This window comes from Cupriavidus sp. 05L411 (assembly GCF_056398045.1).
Map to the genome: position 1 here is coordinate 1 of NZ_JBFTOQ010000074.1, position 20386 is coordinate 20386.

Annotated in this window: 18 protein-coding genes; 6 read left to right on the top strand and 12 right to left on the bottom strand. The window is 66.3% G+C overall.

From position 1 onward, the window contains the following. Positions 1-180: 180 nt before the first annotated feature. The 5 genes from AC1DQR_RS38140 to AC1DQR_RS38160 form a co-directional block, all read right to left on the bottom strand. Positions 181-405 carry a formate dehydrogenase subunit delta gene (locus AC1DQR_RS38140; RefSeq protein WP_416047736.1) on the bottom strand — a complete coding sequence of 75 codons (225 nt, stop codon included), beginning with the start codon at positions 403-405 and terminating at the stop codon, positions 181-183. Beyond that, on the bottom strand, positions 402-1247 hold the full coding sequence (fdhD, locus tag AC1DQR_RS38145) for a formate dehydrogenase accessory sulfurtransferase FdhD (RefSeq protein ID WP_416047735.1): 846 nt from the start codon (positions 1245-1247) through the stop codon (positions 402-404). The genes AC1DQR_RS38140 and fdhD overlap by 4 nt, the downstream gene beginning before the upstream one ends. Next, positions 1244-4099: a formate dehydrogenase subunit alpha gene (gene fdhF, locus AC1DQR_RS38150; RefSeq protein ID WP_477134940.1), complete on the bottom strand. Its 2856-nt coding sequence runs from the start codon at positions 4097-4099 to the stop codon at positions 1244-1246. Before fdhF ends, fdhD begins: the two co-directional genes overlap by 4 nt. A gap of 88 nt (positions 4100-4187) precedes the next feature. Beyond that, positions 4188-5741 (bottom strand): formate dehydrogenase beta subunit, encoded by a 1554-nt coding sequence (locus AC1DQR_RS38155; protein ID WP_416047733.1) that lies wholly within the window; start codon positions 5739-5741, stop codon positions 4188-4190. Then, positions 5738-6265, bottom strand: coding sequence for a formate dehydrogenase subunit gamma (locus AC1DQR_RS38160; protein WP_477134941.1), 528 nt, complete (start codon positions 6263-6265; stop codon positions 5738-5740). Before AC1DQR_RS38160 ends, AC1DQR_RS38155 begins: the two co-directional genes overlap by 4 nt. Before the next feature lie 287 nt (positions 6266-6552). Between AC1DQR_RS38160 and AC1DQR_RS38165 the strand changes: the two genes are divergently transcribed. Continuing rightward, on the top strand, positions 6553-7650 hold the full coding sequence (locus AC1DQR_RS38165; RefSeq protein ID WP_416047731.1) for a substrate-binding domain-containing protein: 1098 nt from the start codon (positions 6553-6555) through the stop codon (positions 7648-7650). A gap of 21 nt (positions 7651-7671) precedes the next feature. Here AC1DQR_RS38165 and AC1DQR_RS38170 read toward each other — a convergent pair whose 3' ends face one another. The 3 genes from AC1DQR_RS38170 to AC1DQR_RS38180 form a co-directional block, all read right to left on the bottom strand. Beyond that, on the bottom strand, positions 7672-7995 hold the full coding sequence (locus AC1DQR_RS38170; RefSeq protein ID WP_416047730.1) for a hypothetical protein: 324 nt from the start codon (positions 7993-7995) through the stop codon (positions 7672-7674). A 96-nt stretch (positions 7996-8091) separates the two neighbouring features. After that, positions 8092-9762, bottom strand: coding sequence for a M30 family zinc metallopeptidase (locus AC1DQR_RS38175; protein WP_416047729.1), 1671 nt, complete (start codon positions 9760-9762; stop codon positions 8092-8094). Positions 9763-9927: 165 nt separating this feature from the next. Continuing rightward, positions 9928-11241, bottom strand: a complete 1314-nt coding sequence (locus AC1DQR_RS38180; protein ID WP_477134942.1) for a cation:proton antiporter — start codon at positions 11239-11241, stop codon at positions 9928-9930. Between the two features lie 160 nt (positions 11242-11401). On the opposite strand from AC1DQR_RS38180, the gene AC1DQR_RS38185 reads away from it, so the two are divergent. After that, positions 11402-12286 (top strand): alpha/beta hydrolase, encoded by an 885-nt coding sequence (locus AC1DQR_RS38185; protein WP_477134943.1) that lies wholly within the window; start codon positions 11402-11404, stop codon positions 12284-12286. A 120-nt stretch (positions 12287-12406) separates the two neighbouring features. Here AC1DQR_RS38185 and ppk2 read toward each other — a convergent pair whose 3' ends face one another. The 4 genes from ppk2 to hisN all read right to left on the bottom strand — a co-directional run bounded on the left by ppk2 (position 12407) and on the right by hisN (position 16723). Continuing rightward, positions 12407-13324 (bottom strand): polyphosphate kinase 2, encoded by a 918-nt coding sequence (ppk2, locus tag AC1DQR_RS38190; protein WP_416047726.1) that lies wholly within the window; start codon positions 13322-13324, stop codon positions 12407-12409. 82 nt (positions 13325-13406) lie between these two features. Further along, the gene (locus tag AC1DQR_RS38195) at positions 13407-14426 is read right to left on the bottom strand and encodes a transporter (RefSeq protein WP_416047725.1); all 1020 of its coding nucleotides are present in this window, start codon (positions 14424-14426) and stop codon (positions 13407-13409) included. 117 nt (positions 14427-14543) lie between these two features. Beyond that, on the bottom strand, positions 14544-15797 hold the full coding sequence (locus tag AC1DQR_RS38200) for an Hsp70 family protein (protein WP_043344176.1): 1254 nt from the start codon (positions 15795-15797) through the stop codon (positions 14544-14546). Positions 15798-15931: 134 nt separating this feature from the next. Continuing rightward, positions 15932-16723 carry a histidinol-phosphatase gene (hisN, locus tag AC1DQR_RS38205; protein WP_477134944.1) on the bottom strand — a complete coding sequence of 264 codons (792 nt, stop codon included), beginning with the start codon at positions 16721-16723 and terminating at the stop codon, positions 15932-15934. Positions 16724-17107: 384 nt separating this feature from the next. On the opposite strand from hisN, the gene AC1DQR_RS38210 reads away from it, so the two are divergent. From AC1DQR_RS38210 to AC1DQR_RS38225, 4 genes are all read left to right on the top strand, one after another. Further along, complete coding sequence (locus AC1DQR_RS38210; RefSeq protein ID WP_416047723.1) at positions 17108-17746, top strand: cytochrome b/b6 domain-containing protein; 639 nt, start codon at positions 17108-17110, stop codon at positions 17744-17746. Positions 17747-17815: 69 nt separating this feature from the next. Further along, the gene (locus tag AC1DQR_RS38215) at positions 17816-18589 is read left to right on the top strand and encodes a molybdopterin-dependent oxidoreductase (RefSeq protein WP_459372991.1); all 774 of its coding nucleotides are present in this window, start codon (positions 17816-17818) and stop codon (positions 18587-18589) included. Between the two features lie 61 nt (positions 18590-18650). Continuing rightward, entirely contained in the window at positions 18651-18926 is a 276-nt protein-coding gene (locus AC1DQR_RS38220; RefSeq protein ID WP_477134945.1) for a pentapeptide MXKDX repeat protein, read from the top strand. 408 nt (positions 18927-19334) lie between these two features. Then, a partial coding sequence (locus AC1DQR_RS38225; RefSeq protein ID WP_477134946.1) for a tripartite tricarboxylate transporter permease occupies positions 19335-20386 on the top strand: 1052 nt, incomplete at its 3' end.

Genomic DNA, 20386 nt, shown 5'->3' on the forward strand with positions numbered 1-20386 from the left:
TCGGATTCCGGGCAGATTCATTGCCCGAAAGTGTCAACCATGTCCTCGCACACCCGTCACCTATGTCCCCGGTCTATACACCGACGCAAAGAAGAGTGACCGGCAGCCCCCGCAGGGGGATGTCGTATGGCCCTTGGGTCCAAAAACCAACGCCGCTCAAAAAAACAGCAACCAACCCATTCACTCCAACACCCCCCGATGCCTCGTCACCGCCAACAGCACAATCTCATCCAGCCCGGCGTCTTCACTCCCATCCAGCCGCGCCAGCAAAGCGCGCCGCATACGTGGTTCCCAGAAGCGCTTGATATGGCTGGCGATATCGGCCACCGCTTCTTCACGGTCCGGCATGGCTTCGAAGAAGGTGCCGATCTGGTTCGCCATCTTGACGAGGTTGTCGGAGTTCATGCTTGTTCCGTCCTGCTGTGCAAACGTTGGGGGTGGGAGTAGACCACGTGCCGGCCGGCGCGTACAAAGCCGGCCAGCGTGACGCCGGCATCCAGCGCCAGGCGTACCGCGAGCGCGGTCGGGCCGGATACGGCGGCCAGCACGCCGACGCCGGCGCTGGCGGTCTTCAGCACCATTTCGTAGCTGGCGCGGCTGGTCACCAGCACGGCGCCGCGCGAGCGGTCCTCGCCGGTGCGTGCCAGCGCGCCGATCAGTTTGTCGAGCGCGTTGTGGCGGCCCACGTCTTCGCGGACCAGCGCGACCTGGCCGTCGGCGCGCAGCCACGCGGCGGCGTGCGTGGCGCCGGTGTGACGCAGCAGTTCCTGCCGGGTCTGCAACTGCGCGAATGCGGCGTACATCGCCTCGTCGCTGAAGCTGGCGCCGCTGCTCACGGGTGCCGGGGCGCGCATGACTTCCTGCAGCGATTCGGTGCCGCACAGGCCGCAGCCGGTTCGGCCCGCCATGGCGCGGCGCCGATCCTTGAGCGCGGCGAAGGCTTGCGCCGCGATGCGCAACCGCACCGCGATACCCTCGGGGCGGACCTCGGTCTCTATCTCATAAACATCGCGCGGGCTGGCCACCAGCCCTTCGCTCAGGCTGAAGCCCAGCGCGAAGTCTTCGAGATCGGCCGGCGAGGCCAGCATGACCGCATGCGAGATGCCGTTGTACTCGAGCGCAACCGGCACTTCCTCGGCAATCTCGTCGTCCTCCAGTGCCAGCTCACCCAGGTGGCTGCGGCTGACCTCGAAGGTGCTGTGGGTGGCCGGCTCGGCGTCGGCCATGGCGAGTTCGCACAGTGTCATGCCGGCCCTGCCTCGGCGCTGGCCGCCTGCAGCAACTGCATCTGCTGATCGTGGAAATCGCGGTACTGGCGCTGCCATTCGGACGGCTGCGCCACCGGCATGACCTGCACCGCGGTGACCTTGTACTCGGGGCAGTTGGTCGCCCAGTCCGAGTTGTCGGTGGTGATCACATTGGCGCCGGACTCGGGGAAGTGGAAGGTGGTGTAGACCACGCCCGGCTGCATGCGCTCGCTGACGATGGCGCGCAGCACGGTTTCGCCCGCGCGGCTTTGCACGCCGACCCAGTCGCCGTCCTTGATGCCGCGTTCCTCGGCGTCGTGCGGATGGATCTCCAGGCGGTCTTCGTCATGCCACATCACGTTCTCGGTGCGGCGTGTCTGCGCGCCGACGTTGTACTGCGACAGGATGCGGCCCGTGGTGAGGATCAGCGGGAACTTGCGGTTCACGCGCTCGTTGGTGGGCACGTAGCGGGTGATGATGAACTTGCCCTTGCCGCGCACGAATGCGTCGATGTGCATGGTCGGCGTGCCCTCGGGCGCGGCGTCGTTGCACGGCCACTGGATGCTGCCGAGTTCTTCCAGGCGCTGGTAGCTGACGCCGCTGAAGGTGGGCGTGAGCCGCGCGATCTCGTCCATGATCTCGGAAGGATGCTTGTAGTCCATCGGATAGCCCAGTGCATTGGACAGCAGCACGGTGGCTTCCCAGTCGGCATAGCGCGCCTTGGGCGGCATCACTTTGCGCACGCGCGAGATACGGCGCTCGGCGTTGGTGAAGGTGCCGTCCTTCTCCAGGAAGGACGAGCCCGGCAGGAATACGTGCGCGTACTTGGCGGTCTCGTTGAGGAAGATGTCCTGCACCACGATGCATTCCATGGCCGACAGCGCCGCCGACACGTGCTGCGTGTTCGGGTCGGACTGCACGATGTCTTCGCCCTGGCAGTACAGGCCCATGAAGCTGCCGGACAGCGCGGCCTCGAACATATTGGGAATGCGCAGGCCCGGCTCCGGGCTGATCTCCACATTCCACGCGGATTCGAACAGCCCGCGCGTGGTGGAATCCGACACGTGGCGGTAGCCGGGCAGTTCATGCGGGAACGAGCCGATGTCGCACGAGCCCTGCACGTTGTTCTGTCCGCGCAGCGGGTTCACGCCCACGCCTTCGCGGCCGATATTGCCCGTGCACATGGCGAGGTTGGCGATGCCCATCACGGTGGTCGAGCCCTGCGCATGTTCGGTCACGCCCAGGCCGTAATAGATCGCGGCATTGCCGCCGGTGGCGTACAGGCGCGCAGCGCCGCGCAGTTGCCCGGCGGGAATGCCGGTGATCTCGGCCATGGCCTCCGGCGAGTTCTCCGGCAGCATGACGAAGTCGCGCCATTGCTGGAACGCACGGTCCTCGCAACGCTCGGCGATAAACGATTCGGCCATCAGGCCTTCGCTGACGATCACGTGGGCCATCGACGTCACCACCGCTACGTTGGTGCCGGGACGCAATTGCAGGTGGAAGTCGGCGCGCACGTGCGGCGAATCGACCAGGTCGATGCGGCGCGGATCGATCACGATCAGCTTGGCGCCGGCGCGCAGGCGCTTTTTCATGCGCGAGGCAAACACGGGATGGCCGTCGGTCGGGTTGGCGCCCATCACCATGATGACGTCCGCCTTCTCCACCGAGCGGAAGGTCTGTGTGCCGGCGGATTCGCCCAGCGTCTGCTTGAGGCCGTAGCCGGTGGGCGAGTGGCAAACCCGCGCGCAGGTATCGACGTTGTTGTTGCCGAAGGCGGCGCGCACCAGTTTCTGCACCAGGTAGCCTTCCTCGTTGGTACAGCGCGAGGACACGATGCCGCCGATGGCGTCGCGGCCATGCTTGGCCTGGATGCGCTTGAACTCGGAGGCCGCGTGGCTGATTGCTTCTTCCCACGACACTTCGCGCCACGGATCCGTGATCCTGGCGCGGATCATCGGGTTCAGGATGCGGTCTTTGTGGGTCGCATAGCCAAAGGCGAAGCGGCCCTTCACGCACGAGTGCCCCTCGTTGGCCTGGCCGTTCTTGTACGGCACCATGCGCACCACTTCATTGCCCTTCATCTCCGCCTTGAAGGCGCAGCCCACGCCACAGTAAGCGCAAGTGGTGACCTTGCTGTGCTCCGGCTGCCCCATGCGGATGATGGAGGTCTCGGCCAGCGTGGCGGTAGGGCACGCCTGCACGCAGGCACCGCACGACACGCAGTCGGAATCCATGAAGCTGTCGCCCTGCCCCGCCGTCACGCGCGAATCGAAGCCGCGGCCGCTGATGGTGAGCGCGAAGGTGCCCTGGGTTTCCTCGCAGGCGCGCACGCAGCGATTGCACACGATGCACTTGGAGGGATCGTAGGTGAAATACGGATTGGACTCGTCCTTGGCCTCGGCGCGGTGGTTGGCGCCGTCGTAGCCGTAGCGCACTTCGCGCAGGCCGACCACGCCGGCCATATCCTGCAACTCGCAGTTGCCGTTGGTGGGGCAGGTCAGGCAGTCCAGCGGATGGTCGGAGATATACAGCTCCATCACGCCGCGGCGCAGGTCGGCCAGCTTGTCGGTTTGCGTCTTCACCTTCATGCCGGCTTCGGCCGGCGTGGTGCACGAGGCGGGGAAGCCCCGCCGGCCTTCGATCTCGACCAGGCACAGGCGGCAGGAGCCGAAGGACTTGAGGCTATCGGTGGCGCACAGCTTGGGCACGTTCACACCGGCTTGCACGGCGGCGCGCATCAGCGAGGTGCCGGCGGGCACGGTCACGTCGACGCCGTCGATCTCAAGGGTGACCTGCTGTTGTGAATTGCTGGCCGGCGTGCCGAAGTCGATTTCGTTGCGTGTGTTCAAGGCGGGCTCCCGCTGCGGCCTGGGCCGCATACTGGTGATTCAGAGTGGCGCAGTGGCAGCGCCGGTTCGATAGGCTGAGGCGCTACGCTCAGGCAGCTTTGGCTGGCACTGCCACGCCAAAGTCTTCCGGGAATGCGTCTAGCGCCGACAGCACCGGGTACGGCGTCATGCCGCCCATGGCGCACAGCGATCCGCCCAGCATGGTGTCGCACAGGTCGCGCACCAGCTTGACGTGCTTCACCGGCTGGTCGCCCGCGATGATCTTGTCGATCACCTCGACGCCGCGCGTGGAGCCGATCCGGCACGGCGTGCACTTGCCGCAGGATTCGATGGCGCAGAATTCCATCGCGTAGCGGGCTTGCCTGGCCATGTCGACGGTGTCGTCGAACACCACGATGCCGCCATGCCCCAGCACCGCGCCAAACGCGGCGAAGGCTTCGTAGTCCATCGGCGTATCCAGCCGCGACACCGGCAGGTACGCGCCCAGCGGGCCGCCCACCTGCACCGCGCGGATGGGCCGCGCGCTGCGCGTGCCCTGGCCGTAGCCCTCAAGCAGTTCGCGCAGGGTCACGCCGAAGGCTTTCTCCACCAGCCCACCCTGGCGCACATTGCCGGCGATCTGGAACGGCAGCGTACCGCGCGAGCGGCCCATGCCAAAGTCGCGATAGAACTGTGCGCCGCGCGCGAGGATCACCGGCACGGTGGCCAGCGAGATCACGTTGTTGATGATGGTGGGCTTGCCGAACAGCCCTTCGATAGCCGGCAGCGGCGGCTTGGCGCGCACCACGCCGCGCTTGCCCTCCAGGCTTTCCAGCAGCGCGGTTTCCTCGCCGCAGACATAGGCACCGGCGCCCTTGCGCACTTCGAGCCGGAAGCGCCGGCCGCTGCCGCGAATATCGTCGCCCAGCCAGCCGGCCGCCTGCGCGATGCCGATGGCGGATTCCAGCACGGCGATGGCGTGCGGGTATTCCGAGCGCACGTAGATGTAGCCATGCTCCGCGCCGACAGCTAGGCCGGCGATGGTCATGCCTTCGATCAGCATGAACGGGTCGCCTTCCATCACCATGCGGTCGGAGAAGGTGCCCGAGTCGCCTTCATCGGCATTGCAGACCACGTACTTGATGGGCGACTGCGCGTTGCGCACCGTCTGCCACTTGATGCCAGTGGGAAACGCCGCGCCCCCGCGTCCGCGCAGGCCGGAGTCGGTCACTTCCTGCACGATCCGCGCGCCGTCCAGCGCCAGCGCGCGGGTCAGGCCGGTATAGCCATCGTGTGCGATGTAGTCAGCGAGCGAGAGCGGATCGGTGATGCCCATGCGGGCAAAAGTCAAGCGCTCCTGCCCCTTGAGGAACGGGATTTCCTCGGTGAGCCCCTGCGCCAGCGCATGTGCGCCACCCGCCAGGAAGTCGGCGTCGAACAGCGCGGCGACATCTTCGGCGGTAACCGGCCCATAGGCCACGCGTCCGGCGGGGGTCTGCACTTCAACCAGCGGCTCAAGCCAGAACATGCCGCGCGAGCCGTTGCGCACCAGTTCGATGCTGGCGCCACGCGTCGTGGCCTCACGCGTGATGGCGCGGGCCACCGCATCGGCGCCCATGGCCAGCGCGCTGGAATCGCGGGGTACGAAAACGGTGATGCTCATGCTTGCACCTCGTGGTCCACTGCCACGTCCGCGCAGGCTTTGATCAGCGCATCGAAGCGCTGCGGCGTGACGCGGCCAGCCAGTTCCCCGTCGATCATCACGGCCGGGCCACAGGCGCACTGGCCGAGGCAATACACCGGCTCCAGCGTGAACTCGCCATCGGCGGTGGTTTCATGGAATCCGCAGCCCAGCGCGCGCTCGGCGTGCGCGGCAAGGGTCTCGCTGCCAACCGACTGGCACGCTTCCGCGCGGCAGACCTGGACCACGTGCCGACCCGGCTTGCTGTCGCGAAAATGGTGATAGAAGGTGACCACGCCGTGTACCTCCGCGCGCGACAGGTTGAGCGCGCGGGCAATCTCGGGCAAGGCGCCGGCGGGCACGTAGCCTACCGTGTCCTGGATCTCGTGGAGGATGGGCAGCAGGGCGCCCGGCATCTCGCGGCGCGCGGCCACGATGCGGGCAACCGGGTCGCGCACGGCGCCGGCGGCTGGTGTATCGGCTGGCTTGGCAGCGGAATCAGACATCGAGTCTCCTGGTGGCGCAGCTCGGGCCAGCGCAAGCGCTCAAGCGCGGCGCCAGCGGCAGACGTTGTGGCGCATTGGCTTGCGCGTCTTGCCAGGATTTGCTGCAGGGTGCGGGACGCCGTGTCGCGGCGACCGCGTTATATGCTATTTTTTTCATATATTGGGGGCTCTGAACGGGCATTCCCCATCTCACCTGGCCAGCTAAGCGGGCTTTTAACGGGTGCCATGCCTCTTCGAGCGGACTATAGGCAGTTGGTCACGTTCGAGCAATATGCTATTTTTCTCATATGATTCGCATATCGATCCTGCCCCACCTCCAAATCCGCGACGACAGCGATGCCGCCAGCGCCCCACTAGACGTGTCCCGCCTGGTCACCTTGCTCGGGCACATCGAAAGCACAGGCAGCATCAGCCAGTCGGCGCAGGCGACCGGCCTGTCCTACCGCTATGCCTGGGGCATCCTGCGCGACGCGCAAACCCTGTTCGGCGGCGCACTGATCGCCAAGACCCGCGGGCGCGGCAGCGCGCTGTCGCCGCTGGCGCAGCAACTGGTGTGGGCCAGCAAGCGCATCGCCGCGCGGCTGTCTCCCACGCTGGAAAGCCTGGCCTCGGAGCTGGAAATCGAACTGAAGAAGCTGGTGGACCAACCCGGCCCCACGCTTCGCCTGCACGCCAGCCATGGCTTCGCGGTGGCGGCGTTGCATGACTTCCTGGATGCGCACCAGGTGCGCCACGACCTGAAATACTGCGGCAGCCTTGAGGCGGTTGCAGCACTTGCGCAAGGCGCGTGCGATATTGCCGGCTTCCATGTGCCGATCGGCGAATTCGAGCGGGACATGCTGGCGAGCTTTGCCGCATGGATTCGCCCGCAGACCCATTGCCTGATCCAGCTCGCGGTTCGCTCGCAAGGCATCTTCGTGCGCCCCGGCAACCCGAAGCAGGTCACCACGCTGCAAGACCTCTGCCGCGCCGACGTGCGCTTCGTCAACCGCCAGACCGGTTCCGGCACGCGGCTGCTGCTGGACCTGATGCTCAAGGCGCGCGGCATCGACAGCGGGCGCATCGAGGGTTACAGCAATGGCGAGTTCACCCATGCCGCGGTGGCCGCCTATATAGGCAGCGGCATGGCGGATGCGGGGTTCGGCGTGGAGACGGCGGCGCGCCGCTTCGGGCTGGATTTCGTACCGGTGCTCAAGGAACGGTACTTCTTTGTGATCGAGCGGGAACGCCTGCAAAGCCCAGCGCTGGCCGGCGCCGTCGCGGCACTCAGGAGCGCCGGTTTCCGGCAGGTGGTGGATGCCCTGCCCGGCTATGACGGTAGCCTGACCGGCACGGTATTGACGCTGGAAGAGGCGTTCCCCGACCGCGCGGGCCCGAGCGACTGACCAGGCCGGAGCTATCCGGATCTAGCGCGCGGGCGCGCCGTCCGGCACAGCCTCGATCCGCTCGACGCGGATGGCCGGCGCCCACGTGCCGGGCTGGTTTGCGCGCAGCACGGTACCGGTCACACCCACCTTCTGGCCGCGCAACGCCTCGGCCTCGCCGACAGGGAATTTCTCCAGCACCCATGCCTCGCCATCGGCGGTGACCAGCACCGGCTGCTGGAACAGGGCGCTGCCCTTGACCATCACCGTGCCCGTCAAGGCGATGGACTGCCCGGCCGGCACCGCGTGCACACAAGCGGCCAGCACGACGGACAGGGCAGCAATCAAGGGCAGGAATCGGCGCATGAGGTTTGTTGGATTGACAAGTCCGGGCGGCGAACATCGCCGCCCGGGAGCCGCCGGAGGCAGATCCGGCGAGCCTGCGCTTAGCGGTCAGTACAGTCAGTACACCACGACGGATAGCGTAGCGCCGGCAGGCACGCGCACGGTCTCGCTGAACGTGGCGCCCACATTGCTGCGAACCACGGGGAAGCTGCCGTACGGCTGCAGCGTCGCGGGCACGGCCACCGGCAGCTTGCGCAAGGCGCGAAACAGGTCCGGATCGATCAGCGGGAGCGTAAAGCCGCCATCGACACGGGCCGGGTAGCCGAAACGCGACGGCGACGTCGCGGCTGGCATCAGCGAATTGCTGGTGACGCTCCAGCGCAACAGTTCCTGGCTGAAGCCGGAGTCCGGGCGCGCGGCCTTGATGGCCTGGTCGAGCACGGTCTTGGAGTCCGCGCTGGAAGTCCGGCCCAGCAAGTCCTTGTAGAAGGCCAGGCCGAGTTGCCGGTCCAGGAAGCCGCCGAAGCTGCCCGACACCGAATAGCTCTCGCAGGTGGCGCCGAAACCGGTGAAGTTCAGCATATTGCAGTTGAAGTTGCCGTTGCCGTAGCTCACGTAGTCCCGGAAGCGCACGTCGCGGATCGCGTTGTAGGTGGGGTCAATGGTCTGGCTGGCGAAGTCCTCCATCATCATCGCGGACATTTCTTCCAGCCAGCTGTCAAATGCGTACTGCTGGCCGGCCTTGACGCCGCGGCGGTAGAAGTTCTGCATATGCATCCCCTCGTGCGCCATCGTCATCTTCATCGACTTCAGGCCTTCGGTGCCGCCCAGGTACAGGGTCTCGGAATCGAGATAGAGCGACAGCGACTCGTTGCTGCGCGGATCCGAGGTGGCCTTCAGGTTGTGCAGGCCCCAGAAATAGCCCACCGTGCCGAATGGCTTGCCGTTATTGTCGAAGTTGAGCACGACGATATCCACCGGCTGGCCGCTGCCGGCGATCAGGTTGTTGTAGCTGTGCGCGCCCCACAACGGGCCGCCGACCGAGGTCAGCATGTCGTAGATGCCGCCGCCGCTAGCGAAGGCGGCAGCCAGCGTGTCGACGAGGGTGCCGGTGACCTTGCCAGGCGCCGACTCGGTGGTCTCCACCCAGATGTTGACGGTGGTGGCGTCTGCCGTGCTGACTTGCTTGACCAGCGTGGCCGCGCGGCGCGTGCCGTCGGTGTGATACCAGCTCTTGGTATCGTTGACCACGGAAGCGAGCGGCGGTGGCGGTGCGATTTCGGAAAGGCTGGCTACCTGCTTGCCGCCGGCCAGTGCCGCCCAGCCGGTGCGATTGAACTCGTCAATGTCGCGCAGCGTTTGTTCGTCCTGCCCCGGGGAGACCGACTGAATCGAGAGGTTGCCCAGCACGGATTGGATCACCGACAGCGACAAGCCGGCCGGCATGGCCTGYGCCGTGGCGCCGTTGGTGTAGAGCAGCGTCACGGCCTTGCCGTTCACGCCGCCGATGGCAACGGGCACATCGGCTGGCGCACCGGTGGTGTTGGAGGCGGACCAGACGCCGACGCCGGAACCCGAGTAATCGCTGGCATCCACGGCGCCGCAGCCGCCGCAGGCCGGCGCCAGCGTGGGCGGCACGGGCGCGCTGGCGACCGGCACGGAAGGACTCGCGGTTGCCTGGGCGGCAGCCGGCGCATCGCCGCCACCGCCACCGCAAGCGGCGACAGACATCGCGGCCAGCAGTGCAGCGAGCAGGCCTGCGCGTCGGCGAAAGAGAGGACCCCTCATGTTCTAAAGCTCCGATTCTTGTTCTGTGGATGCTGGCCTGGGCACACGAGGCCTGAGCCACAGAAATAACGGCATCCGGGACAAGAGCTTTAACGAGGGAGAAAAGAGGGGAAGAGAGGGAGAAGACTGCCGGCGGGTGCCAGAACCGATGTGCAAGCCAACGGATCAGGCCTTGGCGGCGCCGCGCCAGCGCCGGTACATCGCCATCAGGGGCGTGGCCGATGAGCCGTGCAGCACCACTGAGAGCACCACCACGCAGAGCGTGGCGTCGGCCAGCATGGCCCCGTGGCGGAAATCCGCGCCATGCGCAAGCGCATAGGCCAGGTAGTAGACCGAGCCGATGCCGCGCACGCCAAACCAGGCAATGAGCCGGCGCTGCGCCGGCTGCAGCGCCGCCCCGATGGTGGAGATCGCCACGGCCAGCGGGCGCACCACCAGGATCAGCGCCAGCCCCAGGCCAAGGTACTCCCAGCGCAGCATCCGTACGGAGAGTAGCGCGCCCACCGCCACCATCACGCTAAGCTCGGCTAGCCGCTCGAGGTCCAGCGAGAACTCGCTGACGGTGTGCGCCAGGTAGGCGGCAGCCTTGTCGTGCTGCACGGCCGTGCTCTCCTGCTCCGAGAATACCGTCGCGCCCAGCACTTCGTCGGCCTCGACGTCCTGGTTCTCCTGGTGCTCGACGTGGCGCATGGCCATGCCGGCGGCAAACACCGCCAGGAAGCCGTAGCTGTGCACGGCCAGCGCGGCGCCGTAAGCCAGCCCGATCAGGCCGACGGCGAAGAAGCTCTCCATGCCGGCCGCGCCATGCTGGCGCTTGCGCAGGGCCAGCACCACGCGGCTGCACAGCCAGCCCATGCTCCAGCCCAGGGCCAGGCCGGCCAGGGAGGCCCACAGCAGGTCGACCCACAGCCAGCGCTGCCAGCCAACGCCGGCATCCTGCGCGTCCATCAGGCCAAGCGCAAGGATGACGAAAGGAAACGCGGCGCCGTCGTTGAGCCCGCCCTCCCCGGTCAAGCTAAAGCGCATCCGGTCGCGGTCCTGCGTATCCTCGACCTGCACGTCGGAGGCCAGCACCGGATCCGTTGGCGCCAGGATGGCCGCGAGCAGCAGGGCCACGCCCGCTGGCAAGCCCATGACCCAGAAGCCAATCGCGAACAGCATGGCGATGGTCAGCAGCATGCCCACCGTGGCCAGCCGCAGCGCGATGCGCCAGAGGCGATCGCGCGGATGCACACGCAGCCGCAGCCCCACCGCGAACAGCGATACCAGCAGGGCGATCTCCGTCACGATCTCCAGCGCGGCCGCATGATCACGATCCGTCACGTCGCCCCGGATCAGGCCGAGCCCCCATGGCCCGAGCCCGATGCCAAACAGCAGGTAAAGCGCCGACGCCGACAGCGGCAGCCGCTTTACCTGCGAACTGATCAAGCCCATGGTGATGAGCAACGCACCGATGACCCAAGCCCAGGTGCCGAACAAGGAACACCTCCTGTAGCGAGCCTTCACTGAGAATAGCCAGAGCCAGGCAGGGCGCGCACCGTGGCGAGACGTGCAAGGTGTGCGTGGCATTCAACTAGCGGCGACTATGCAAGAATGGCTGGCAGCACTTGAAAAAGCTACCGAAGAGGAAGCCTTGCCGATGCTCAGACCGCGCTTTCTTTCGCTCCTACTGGCACTGCCGCTGGTCGGCCTTGGCGCCTGCTCCACGGCGGACGTGCTCAATGGTCTAACCCAAAGCAAAGCCTATGCCCTGAGCGCCAATGTGCCTTACGGCGACGGCGAACGCGCCAGGCTCGACATCTACGCGCCGCGCCAGCCGGTGTGCCCGGGCCAGGCGCCGGTCGTGGTGTTCTTCTACGGTGGCACCTGGAACAGCGGGGAAAAGGCCGACTACGCCTTTGTCGCGGCAGCGCTGGCCGCGCGCGGCATCCTGACCGTGATCCCGGACTATCGACTCTACCCCGAAGTCAGCTATCCGGATTTCCTGGTGGACAACGCGCGCGCGGTCGCGTGGACGCGGCGCGAGATCGCCAGCTACGGTGGCGACCCGCAACGGCTGTTCCTGATGGGACACAGCGCGGGTGGCTACAACGCCGCCATGCTCGCGCTCGATGCGCGCTGGCTCGGCCGCTTCGACATAAGCCCCGCCCTGCTGCGTGGCTGGATCGGGCTGGCAGGGGCCTACGATTTCCTGCCGATCGAGAACCGCCAGGCGCAGCCGGTGTTCCATCACCCCGACTACCCGCCTGGCTCCCAGCCCATCGACTACGCCGATGCACGCTCACCCGCGGCCTTCATCGGCGTGGACGACGGCGACCGCCTGATCAACCCGCTGCGCAACTCCGCGCAAATGGCAGCCCGGCTGGAACAGCGCGGCGTGCCCGTGCAGTTCCGCAGTTACGCGCGGCTCTCCCACACGTTGCTGATCGGCGTGTTCGCCGACCCGCTGCACTGGCTGGCGCCCGTGCGCGACGACGTGGCCGGCTTCATCCTGCAGCGCGCCGGTTGCAGGAGCGCGGCATGAGCGCGGCATGAGCTCGGCGCCTGCCTGCCTCAAGATCCGCAGGCTCGACAACGCCACCGGCTGCGGCAGGGGCTGCCGGCGCACGCGCAAGGCGTCGCCGCGGCGCGCGAACAAGAAGGCTCAGTAGACTTCCGGCACGATCATGTTGTCCGGCACCGGCTGGCGCGAGTAGTCGTCGTGCCGCTCGCGCTGCGGCAGCACCACGGGCGGCTGCACGCGCTCTTCATAAGGCATCTGCTGCAGCAGGTGATGGATGCAATTGAGGCGCGCCTTTTTCTTGTCGACCGCCTGCACCACCCACCACGGCGCCTCGTCGATATGCGTGCGCTCCAGCATGATTTCCTTGGCGCGGGTGTAGTCTTCCCAGCGCCGGCGGGATTCGAGATCCATCGGGCTGAGCTTCCACTGCTTGAGCGGATCGTGGATGCGGGAGAGGAAGCGCAGATGCTGCTCTTCGTCCGAGATCGAGAACCAGTACTTGATCACCTGGATGCCTGAGCGCACCAGCATGCGCTCGAACTCCGGCACCGAGCGGAAAAACTCTTCGTACTGGTCGTCRGTGCARAAGCCCATCACGCGCTCCACGCCAGCGCGGTTGTACCAGCTGCGGTCGAACAGCACGATCTCGCCCGCCGCCGGCAGGTGCGAGACATAGCGCTGGAAATACCACTGGGTGCGTTCGCGGTCGTTGGGCGCCGGCAGCGCCGCCACCCGGGCCACGCGCGGATTGAGCCGCTGGGTGATGCGCTTGATCACGCCGCCTTTGCCGGCCGCGTCGCGCCCTTCAAACAAGATCACGACCTTGTGGCCGGTCTCCACCACCCAGCTTTGCAGCTTGACCAGTTCGCCCTGCAGGCGAAACAGCTCGCGGAAGTAAAGCCGCCGCGCAGCCCGCTCGGCGTCGTCCAGGCCGCCGCCGGCTTCGCCGAACAGCGTATCGACATGGTGGTCTTCCAGCTCCAGTTCGAGTTCTTCGTCATAGTGATCGGCCACCTCGCGGTGGATGCGCCGAATCAGCGCATTCTCGTCTGGTCTCATCGCTAACTCCTGTTCGCAACAACGTGGTGACTGGCAGGCTAACCGCGAGATGTGACGCGTCCGTGACTCTTTACCCGCGCGCTCAGTAACTGCCCTGCTTACGGAAGGCCCAGCGCCCCGCCAGCACGGTAAAGCTGGCCACCAGCACCACCAGCACCCAGAAACCGTGCGGATGGTCCGCCAGCGGAATCCCGCCCACATTCATGCCGAAGAAGCCGGCGACAATGTTGATCGGCAACGCCAGCACGGTGACCAGCGTCAGCGTGAACAGCGTGCGGTTGGTCTGCTCGTTGAGCTTGGCCGCGATCTCTTCCTGCAGCAGCTTGATGCGCTCGACCAGCGCGGCCAGGTCGCTCAGCACCAGGGAGAACTCTTCGGTGGAGGAGCGAAGATCCTGGATGTCCTGGTCCTGCAGCCAGGCTGGAGGCCGGTTGAGCAGGCGGAACAGCGCGCCAGGCTCGGGCGCGAGCAGCCGCTGCAAGCGCACCAGGCCGCGGCGCATGGCGCCAAGCTCCGCGCGGTTGCCGTGCAGACGATGCGAGAGCAGGCGATCCTCGACCTGGTCCACGGTCACGCTGGTTTCGCGCACGATGCGCACCAGCACATCGGCCTGGTCGCGCAGCAAATGCACCAGCAGCGCCAGCGGCGTGTGGAACAACTCGCCCTGGCGCACCGCGGCGCGCAGCTGGTCAACCGAGCGCAGCGGCTTCATGCGCGCTGTCACCAGGATGCGGCGGTCGGCGCAGGCCCACAGCGTGGAGATATCGGTGGTGGCCACGCCGAAGTTGTAGATCACGTCGTTGACCACCGCGAGCAGCGCCGTATCCAGGCGCTCGATGCGCGTGGAGCGCGAGCCCTCGCGCAGCGCCTCGAAGAATCCCTCGGGCAGGTCGAGCTGGCCCTTGAGCCAGCGCTCGCACGCGCTATGCGACAGATTGAAGTGCAGCCAAAGAAACTCGTCGCCCGGCGGGGGCTGCCCGAGCCACGCGGCGGCCGCGGCGGAATCGATGGGCTGGCCCGGCTCGCCGGGCAGGAAGCGAAAGCCGCTGACCAGGCCAACCGGATCGGAGCCGTAGCTGGCTTCGACGATACCCGCATGCATGTGGTGCCTCTTCGAAAACGCGAATTCGCGAAGATGGGACATTAGCATGCGGGGATGAATGCATGAAGGCCGGCGCATGGCGCCGGCCTTCAAGTGGTACTGCCAGGTTCGAGGCGCCTATCCGAACTTGCGCCGGGCATCCAGCGCCAACCCGGAACCAATGCCGCCAAACAGATCGCCCTCGATCCGCTGCGCCCCGGGGATCAGCTCGGACAGCCGCTCACGCAGCAACGGCACGCTGCTGGACCCGCCGGTAAACAATACAGTGTCGATCGCATCCGCCTGCACGCCCGCATCGCGCAACAACGCCTGCACCGTCACCTCGGTCTTGCCAACCAGCTTCGCAATGGACTGGTCAAAGTCAGCGCGGCTGATCGCCATGGTCTCGCCCGGGGCGATGCGCCCCAGGTCGAGCTGCGTCTGCGGCTCGCCCGACAAGGCAATCTTGGCGGCTTCCACCTGGATTGCGAGCCAGTGGCCCGCGCGCTGCTTGATCAGGCTGATCAGGCGGTCCAGCTTGACCTTGTCGGCGGCATCGCGATAGTTGTCCATCACGTGCGACCACGCCTTGCGGGTGTAGACCAGGTTGATGGTGTGCCAGCTCGCCAGGTCGAAATACTGGCCCGAAGGCATCGCCTTGCCGTTGCGCAGCTCGCTGCCCAGGCCCAGGAACGGCATCACGCTCGCCAGGCTCAAGCTCTTGTCGAAGTCCGTGCCGCCGATGTGCACGCCGCCGTTGGCCAGGATGTCGCCACGCCGGTCGACCTTGCCGGCCCGCTCGGGTGACAGGCGCACCAGCGAGAAGTCGGAGGTGCCGCCGCCGATGTCGGCCACCAGCACCAGTTCCTCGCGCGCGATCGTGGCTTCATAGTCGAAGGCCGCTGCGATCGGCTCATACTGGAACTCGATGTCCTTGAAGCCGGCATCCGCCGCGATCTCGCGCAGCGTCTGCTCGGCGAGCTGGTCGGCCTTGGGGTCTTCGTCGATGAAGAACACCGGGCGGCCCAGCACGACCTTGTCGAAACTGGCGCCGGCCGAGGTCTCGGCGCGCTGCTTGAGCTCGCCGATGAAGTGCGAGAGCAGCTTGCGAAACGGCATGGCCTGCCCCATGACCTCGGTGCTGTCCTCCATCATCGAGGTGCCGAGCAGGCTCTTGAGCGAGCGCATCAGCCGGCCTTCATAGCCCGCCAGGTAGTCGCCAAGCGCGGCGCGGCCGTAGCTGACCAGCGGATCCTCGGAATGGAAAAAGATCACGGAGGGCAGCGTGAGCTTGCCATCTTCGAGCGGCAACAGCGTGGGTTGTCCCGGCCGGCACCAGCCCACCGTGGAATTGGACGTGCCGAAATCTAGGCCGCAAGCGTTTGACATCATGTTTCTGGTTCTTTCCTACTGCATGGTTAAGTCCGGGCCGGGATGGCCTTGCTGGGTGAGCCGTTTTTTCGGCGCCGGACGTTGCGGCCAGCATGATAGCAAGCCCGGCCGGCGCCCCCGGGCAACAGGAGTGCTCAAGCAGGCGCATTCAGCAACGCGAGTATCTGCTGGTGCAGCCGCGGGTCGCCGCAGGCCACCACGGTGCCGCCCTGCTGCGCATCCCCGCCGGTCCAACTGGTCATGACGCCGCCAGCGCCTTGCACGATGGGAATCAGCGCCTGCACGTCATAAGCCTTCAGGCCGGCCTCCACCACCGCATCCACGTGGCCTGCCGCGACCATGCAGTAGGCGTAGCAATCGCCGCCGTAGCGCTGCATGCGGGCGGCGTCCGCCACGCGGCGGAAGGCGGCGAACTGTGCCGCGTCCTCGAACATCTCCGGCGTGGTGCACATCAGCTTGGCCTGCGCCAGGTCGGCGCACGGCCGGGTACGCAGGGRCTGGCCGTTGAGCCATGCCTGGCTGCCATCGCCGCTGAACCGCTCGCGCGTGAACGGCTGGTCCATGATGCCGATCACCGGGCGCTGGCCGTCGTTGAGCGCGATCAGCGTGCCCCAGAGCGGCAGCCCGGTAATGAAGGCACGGGTGCCGTCGATGGGATCGAGCACCCAGGTCAGCGGCGAGCTGCCGGCCACGCGGTCTTCTTCTTCGCCCAGGATGCCGTGCTCCGGGTATTTCGCCAGGATCAGGTCGCGCATGGCGCGCTCGGCTGCCTTGTCGGCCGCGGTGACCGGGTCGAAGTGCCGGCCGCCCTTGTCCTCTACCGCCGGGGCGCTGCGGAAGTACGGCAGGCTGGCGTTGCCGGCGGCCTGCGCGAGGCCTGCGGCGAAATCCATGTATTCGATAAGCTGCTCGGCGGTCAAAGGCATGCGGAGATCCTGGGGTCCGGGGATGGTGTCGGGGCGGCGGCATGCGGCTCCGGGTAGGCCGGGCCGCACGCGCGGTGGGACAGCGCTGGCCGCGCGGCCCGCCAGCATTGTAGCGGGCCGTGGGGGCGGGCATCGATCGCCTTTGGCGTCTCGCGGGCGGAGTGCTAATGTCAAGAGTGCGGGTAGCCGTCCATGCGTCGCCCAGCAGTCCGTACCTTCTTTCGCCGAGCTCGCTGAGTGACTCCGGGGATACCCGTTGCCGACGTGCCCGCGTGCCAGGAAAAATTTCCGTCCCGCGTGTAAGTTCGTGCCGCCACCGTCGACAAAGGCACATAAACCGTTGCAGCCGCACCTGCGAGCGCCACGGAACATTGGAGAAAGACGGTGGACACAGCCTCCCAGCTATCGCGGCCCGCACACGGCCGCCGCGGACAAACGTCCGCCTCCATCCAGCCGGCATGGGTGCGCATCACCCATTGGCTCAACGCCATCGCCGTCATCATCATGGTGATGAGCGGCTGGCGCATCTATAACGCGTCGCCACTGTTCGGCCTGCATTTCCCCAAGGGCATCACGCTCGGCGGATGGCTGGGCGGGGCACTGCAGTGGCACTTCGCCGCCATGTGGCTGCTGGTCGCCAACGGGCTGTTCTACTTGTTGATGAACGTCCTCACCGGACGGTTCCGCCGCCGCTTCCTGCCGCTGTCGGTGCCCGCCGCGCTGCGCGATGTCGCCGCGGCGCTGCGCGGCCGGCTGGCGCACCCGGACCTGGCTGAATACAACGCGGCCCAGAAGGCCATGTACCTGGGCGTGGTGGTGGTCATCGTGGTCACGGTGCTGTCCGGCCTGGCGATCTGGAAGTCGGTGCAATTCCCGCTGCTGCGCGAGCTGATGGGCGGCTATGACGCGGCGCGCTGGGTCCACTTCGTATGCATGAGCGCCATCGTGCTGTTCATCGTGGTGCATGTGGCCATGGTGGCGCTGGTGCCACGCACGCTGCTGATCATGCTGCGCGGCCGCTGATCGCCGGCCGTACTCACGCAAACGCATCCAAAGAACTGAATCCACAGAGCCGCATCGCGGAGAACCGCCATGAACAAGTCCAAACCCATCGTCACGCTTGACCGGCGCCTGATCCTGCGAGACGCCGTGCGCGAACTCGATATGCCGTCGCGCCGCCTGTTCGCCAAGCGCGCCATCACGCTKGGCGGGCTGTCGATGCTGACGGGCTGCAGCCTGAGCGACGACGCCTCGGTGGAGCGCTTTCTCACCGCGGTATCGCGCTTCAACGATCGCGTGCAAGGCTGGCTGTTCGACCCCAAACGGCTCGCGCCCACCTACGCAGAGTCCATGATCACGCGGCCGTTCCCGTTCAATGCCTTCTACGGCGAGGACGAAGTGCCCGAGGTCGACGGTGCCGACTTCCGGCTGGAAGTCGGCGGCATGGTGGCGCGCAAGGATCCGTGGACGCTCGAGCAGCTCTACGCGCTGCCGCAGACTTCGCAGGTCACGCGCCATATCTGCGTGGAAGGCTGGAGCGCCATCGGCAAGTGGGGTGGCACGCCCTTCTCGGAATTCCTGCATCGCGTGGGTGCCGACACCAGCGCGAAGTATGTGGGCTTTCGCTGTGCCGACGACTATTTCACCAGCATCGACATGCCTACCGCGCTGCATCCTCAGACGCTGCTGACCTTTACCTACGACGGGGAAAAGCTGCCGCCCAAGTACGGCTTCCCCATGAAACTGCGCATGCCGACCAAGCTTGGCTACAAGAACCCCAAGCACATCATGGCGCTGTACGTCACCAACACGTATCCCGGCGGTTACTGGGAAGACCAGGGATACAACTGGTTCGGCGGATCCTGATCCGCTTGAAATTGGCCGGCATGATGCCGGCCTGCACACTGACCAACCCAAGGAGATCTTCATGAACAAACTTTTCGCAGCCACCCTGCTCTCGACCACGATGCTGTTTGCGGGGCATGCCTTTGCCCAGGACGCCATGAAGAAGGATGCCATGAGCAATGACAGCAGCATGGCCAAGGACACCATGGGCAAGGACACCATGAGCAAGGACAAGATGAGCAAGAGCCACGACAAGATGAGCAAGGACAAGATGGGCAAGGACAGCATGAGCAAAGACTCCATGAGCAAGGACTCGATGGGTAAGGACGCCATGGGCAAGGACACGACGAAGCAGTAAGTAATGCAGTGCGCCCGCTTGCCTGCCAGGCGAGCGGCTGGCCATGTGACAACGCCCCGGATTTCGTCCGGGGCGTTGCTTTTCGGGCGCAAGGAATCGTCGGCGTCACTCAGGCATCACTCGGGCATCACTCAGGCGTATCGGGACATACCCGCAGCGGCCGTCACTGAAAGGCGGATGAAAGCACTCGCGCCTACTGTGCTTGGTAAGCCATTGGGGTGCGCCTATGCGCGCGCGCTTGCTGTCGATGACGATCTGTGGCGGAAACCAGCGTGGCCTCGCGCCGCGCCAGCTTCCTCCGATTCGCGCGCAATTCCGCAAAAAATACCGCGCGTAGCCTGGACCGCCGTGCCTGCCTTGCGGCAGATGCGCGGCCCGGGTTTCACTGCAGGCGAGGGAGACAGCCTCATGGAACTATTCGAACACCTGGCCCTTGGGTTCTCCACGGCGCTGACATTACAGAACGTTGGATACTGCTTTCTCGGCTGCGTGCTGGGAACGCTGATCGGCGTGCTGCCCGGCATCGGGCCGCTGGCGACCATCGCCATGCTGCTGCCGGTGACCTACACGCTGCCGCCSGTGGCSGCGCTGATCATGCTGGCCGGCATTTACTACGGCGCGCAATACGGTGGTTCCACCACCGCCATCCTGGTTAACCTGCCGGGTGAGTCGTCGTCGGTGGTGACCACCATCGATGGCTACCAGATGGCCAGGCGAGGGCGAGCGGGGGTGGCGCTGGCCACCGCCGGCCTGGGCTCGTTCTTCGCCGGCTGCGTGGCAACGCTGATCCTGGCCGCATTTGCTACGCCGCTGTCGGAACTGGCATTCAAGTTTGGACCCGCCGAGTATTTCTCGCTGATGTGCCTGGGCCTGATCGGCGCCGTGGTGCTGGCTTCGGGCTCGCTGCCCAAGGCGGTTGCCATGATCGTGCTGGGGCTGCTGCTGAGCCTGGTCGGCACCGACGTGAACTCGGGCGCCGCGCGCTTCTCGTTCGACGTGCCGGAGCTGACCGACGGTGTCGACTTCGTCGCACTGGCCATGGGCATGTTCGGCTTTGCCGAGATCATCGCCAACCTGGAGCAGAAGGAAAACCGCGAGACCTTCACCGATCACGTCACCAACCTGTGGCCCTCCAAGACGGACTTCAAGCGCATGGCACCAGCGGTGCTGCGCGGTACCGCGCTCGGCTCCATCCTGGGGATCCTGCCCGGCGGCGGTGCGGCGCTGGCTTCCTTCGCGGCCTATTCGCTGGAGAAGAAGACATCCAAGTACTCGCATGAATTCGGCAAGGGTGCCATCGAAGGCGTCGCGGGTCCGGAATCGGCCAACAACGCCGCGGCGCAGACCTCCTTCATCCCGCTGCTCACGCTGGGCATTCCGCCCAACGCCGTGATGGCGCTGATGGTGGGCGCGATGACCATCCACAACATCCAGCCGGGCCCGCAGGTCATGACCAGCAA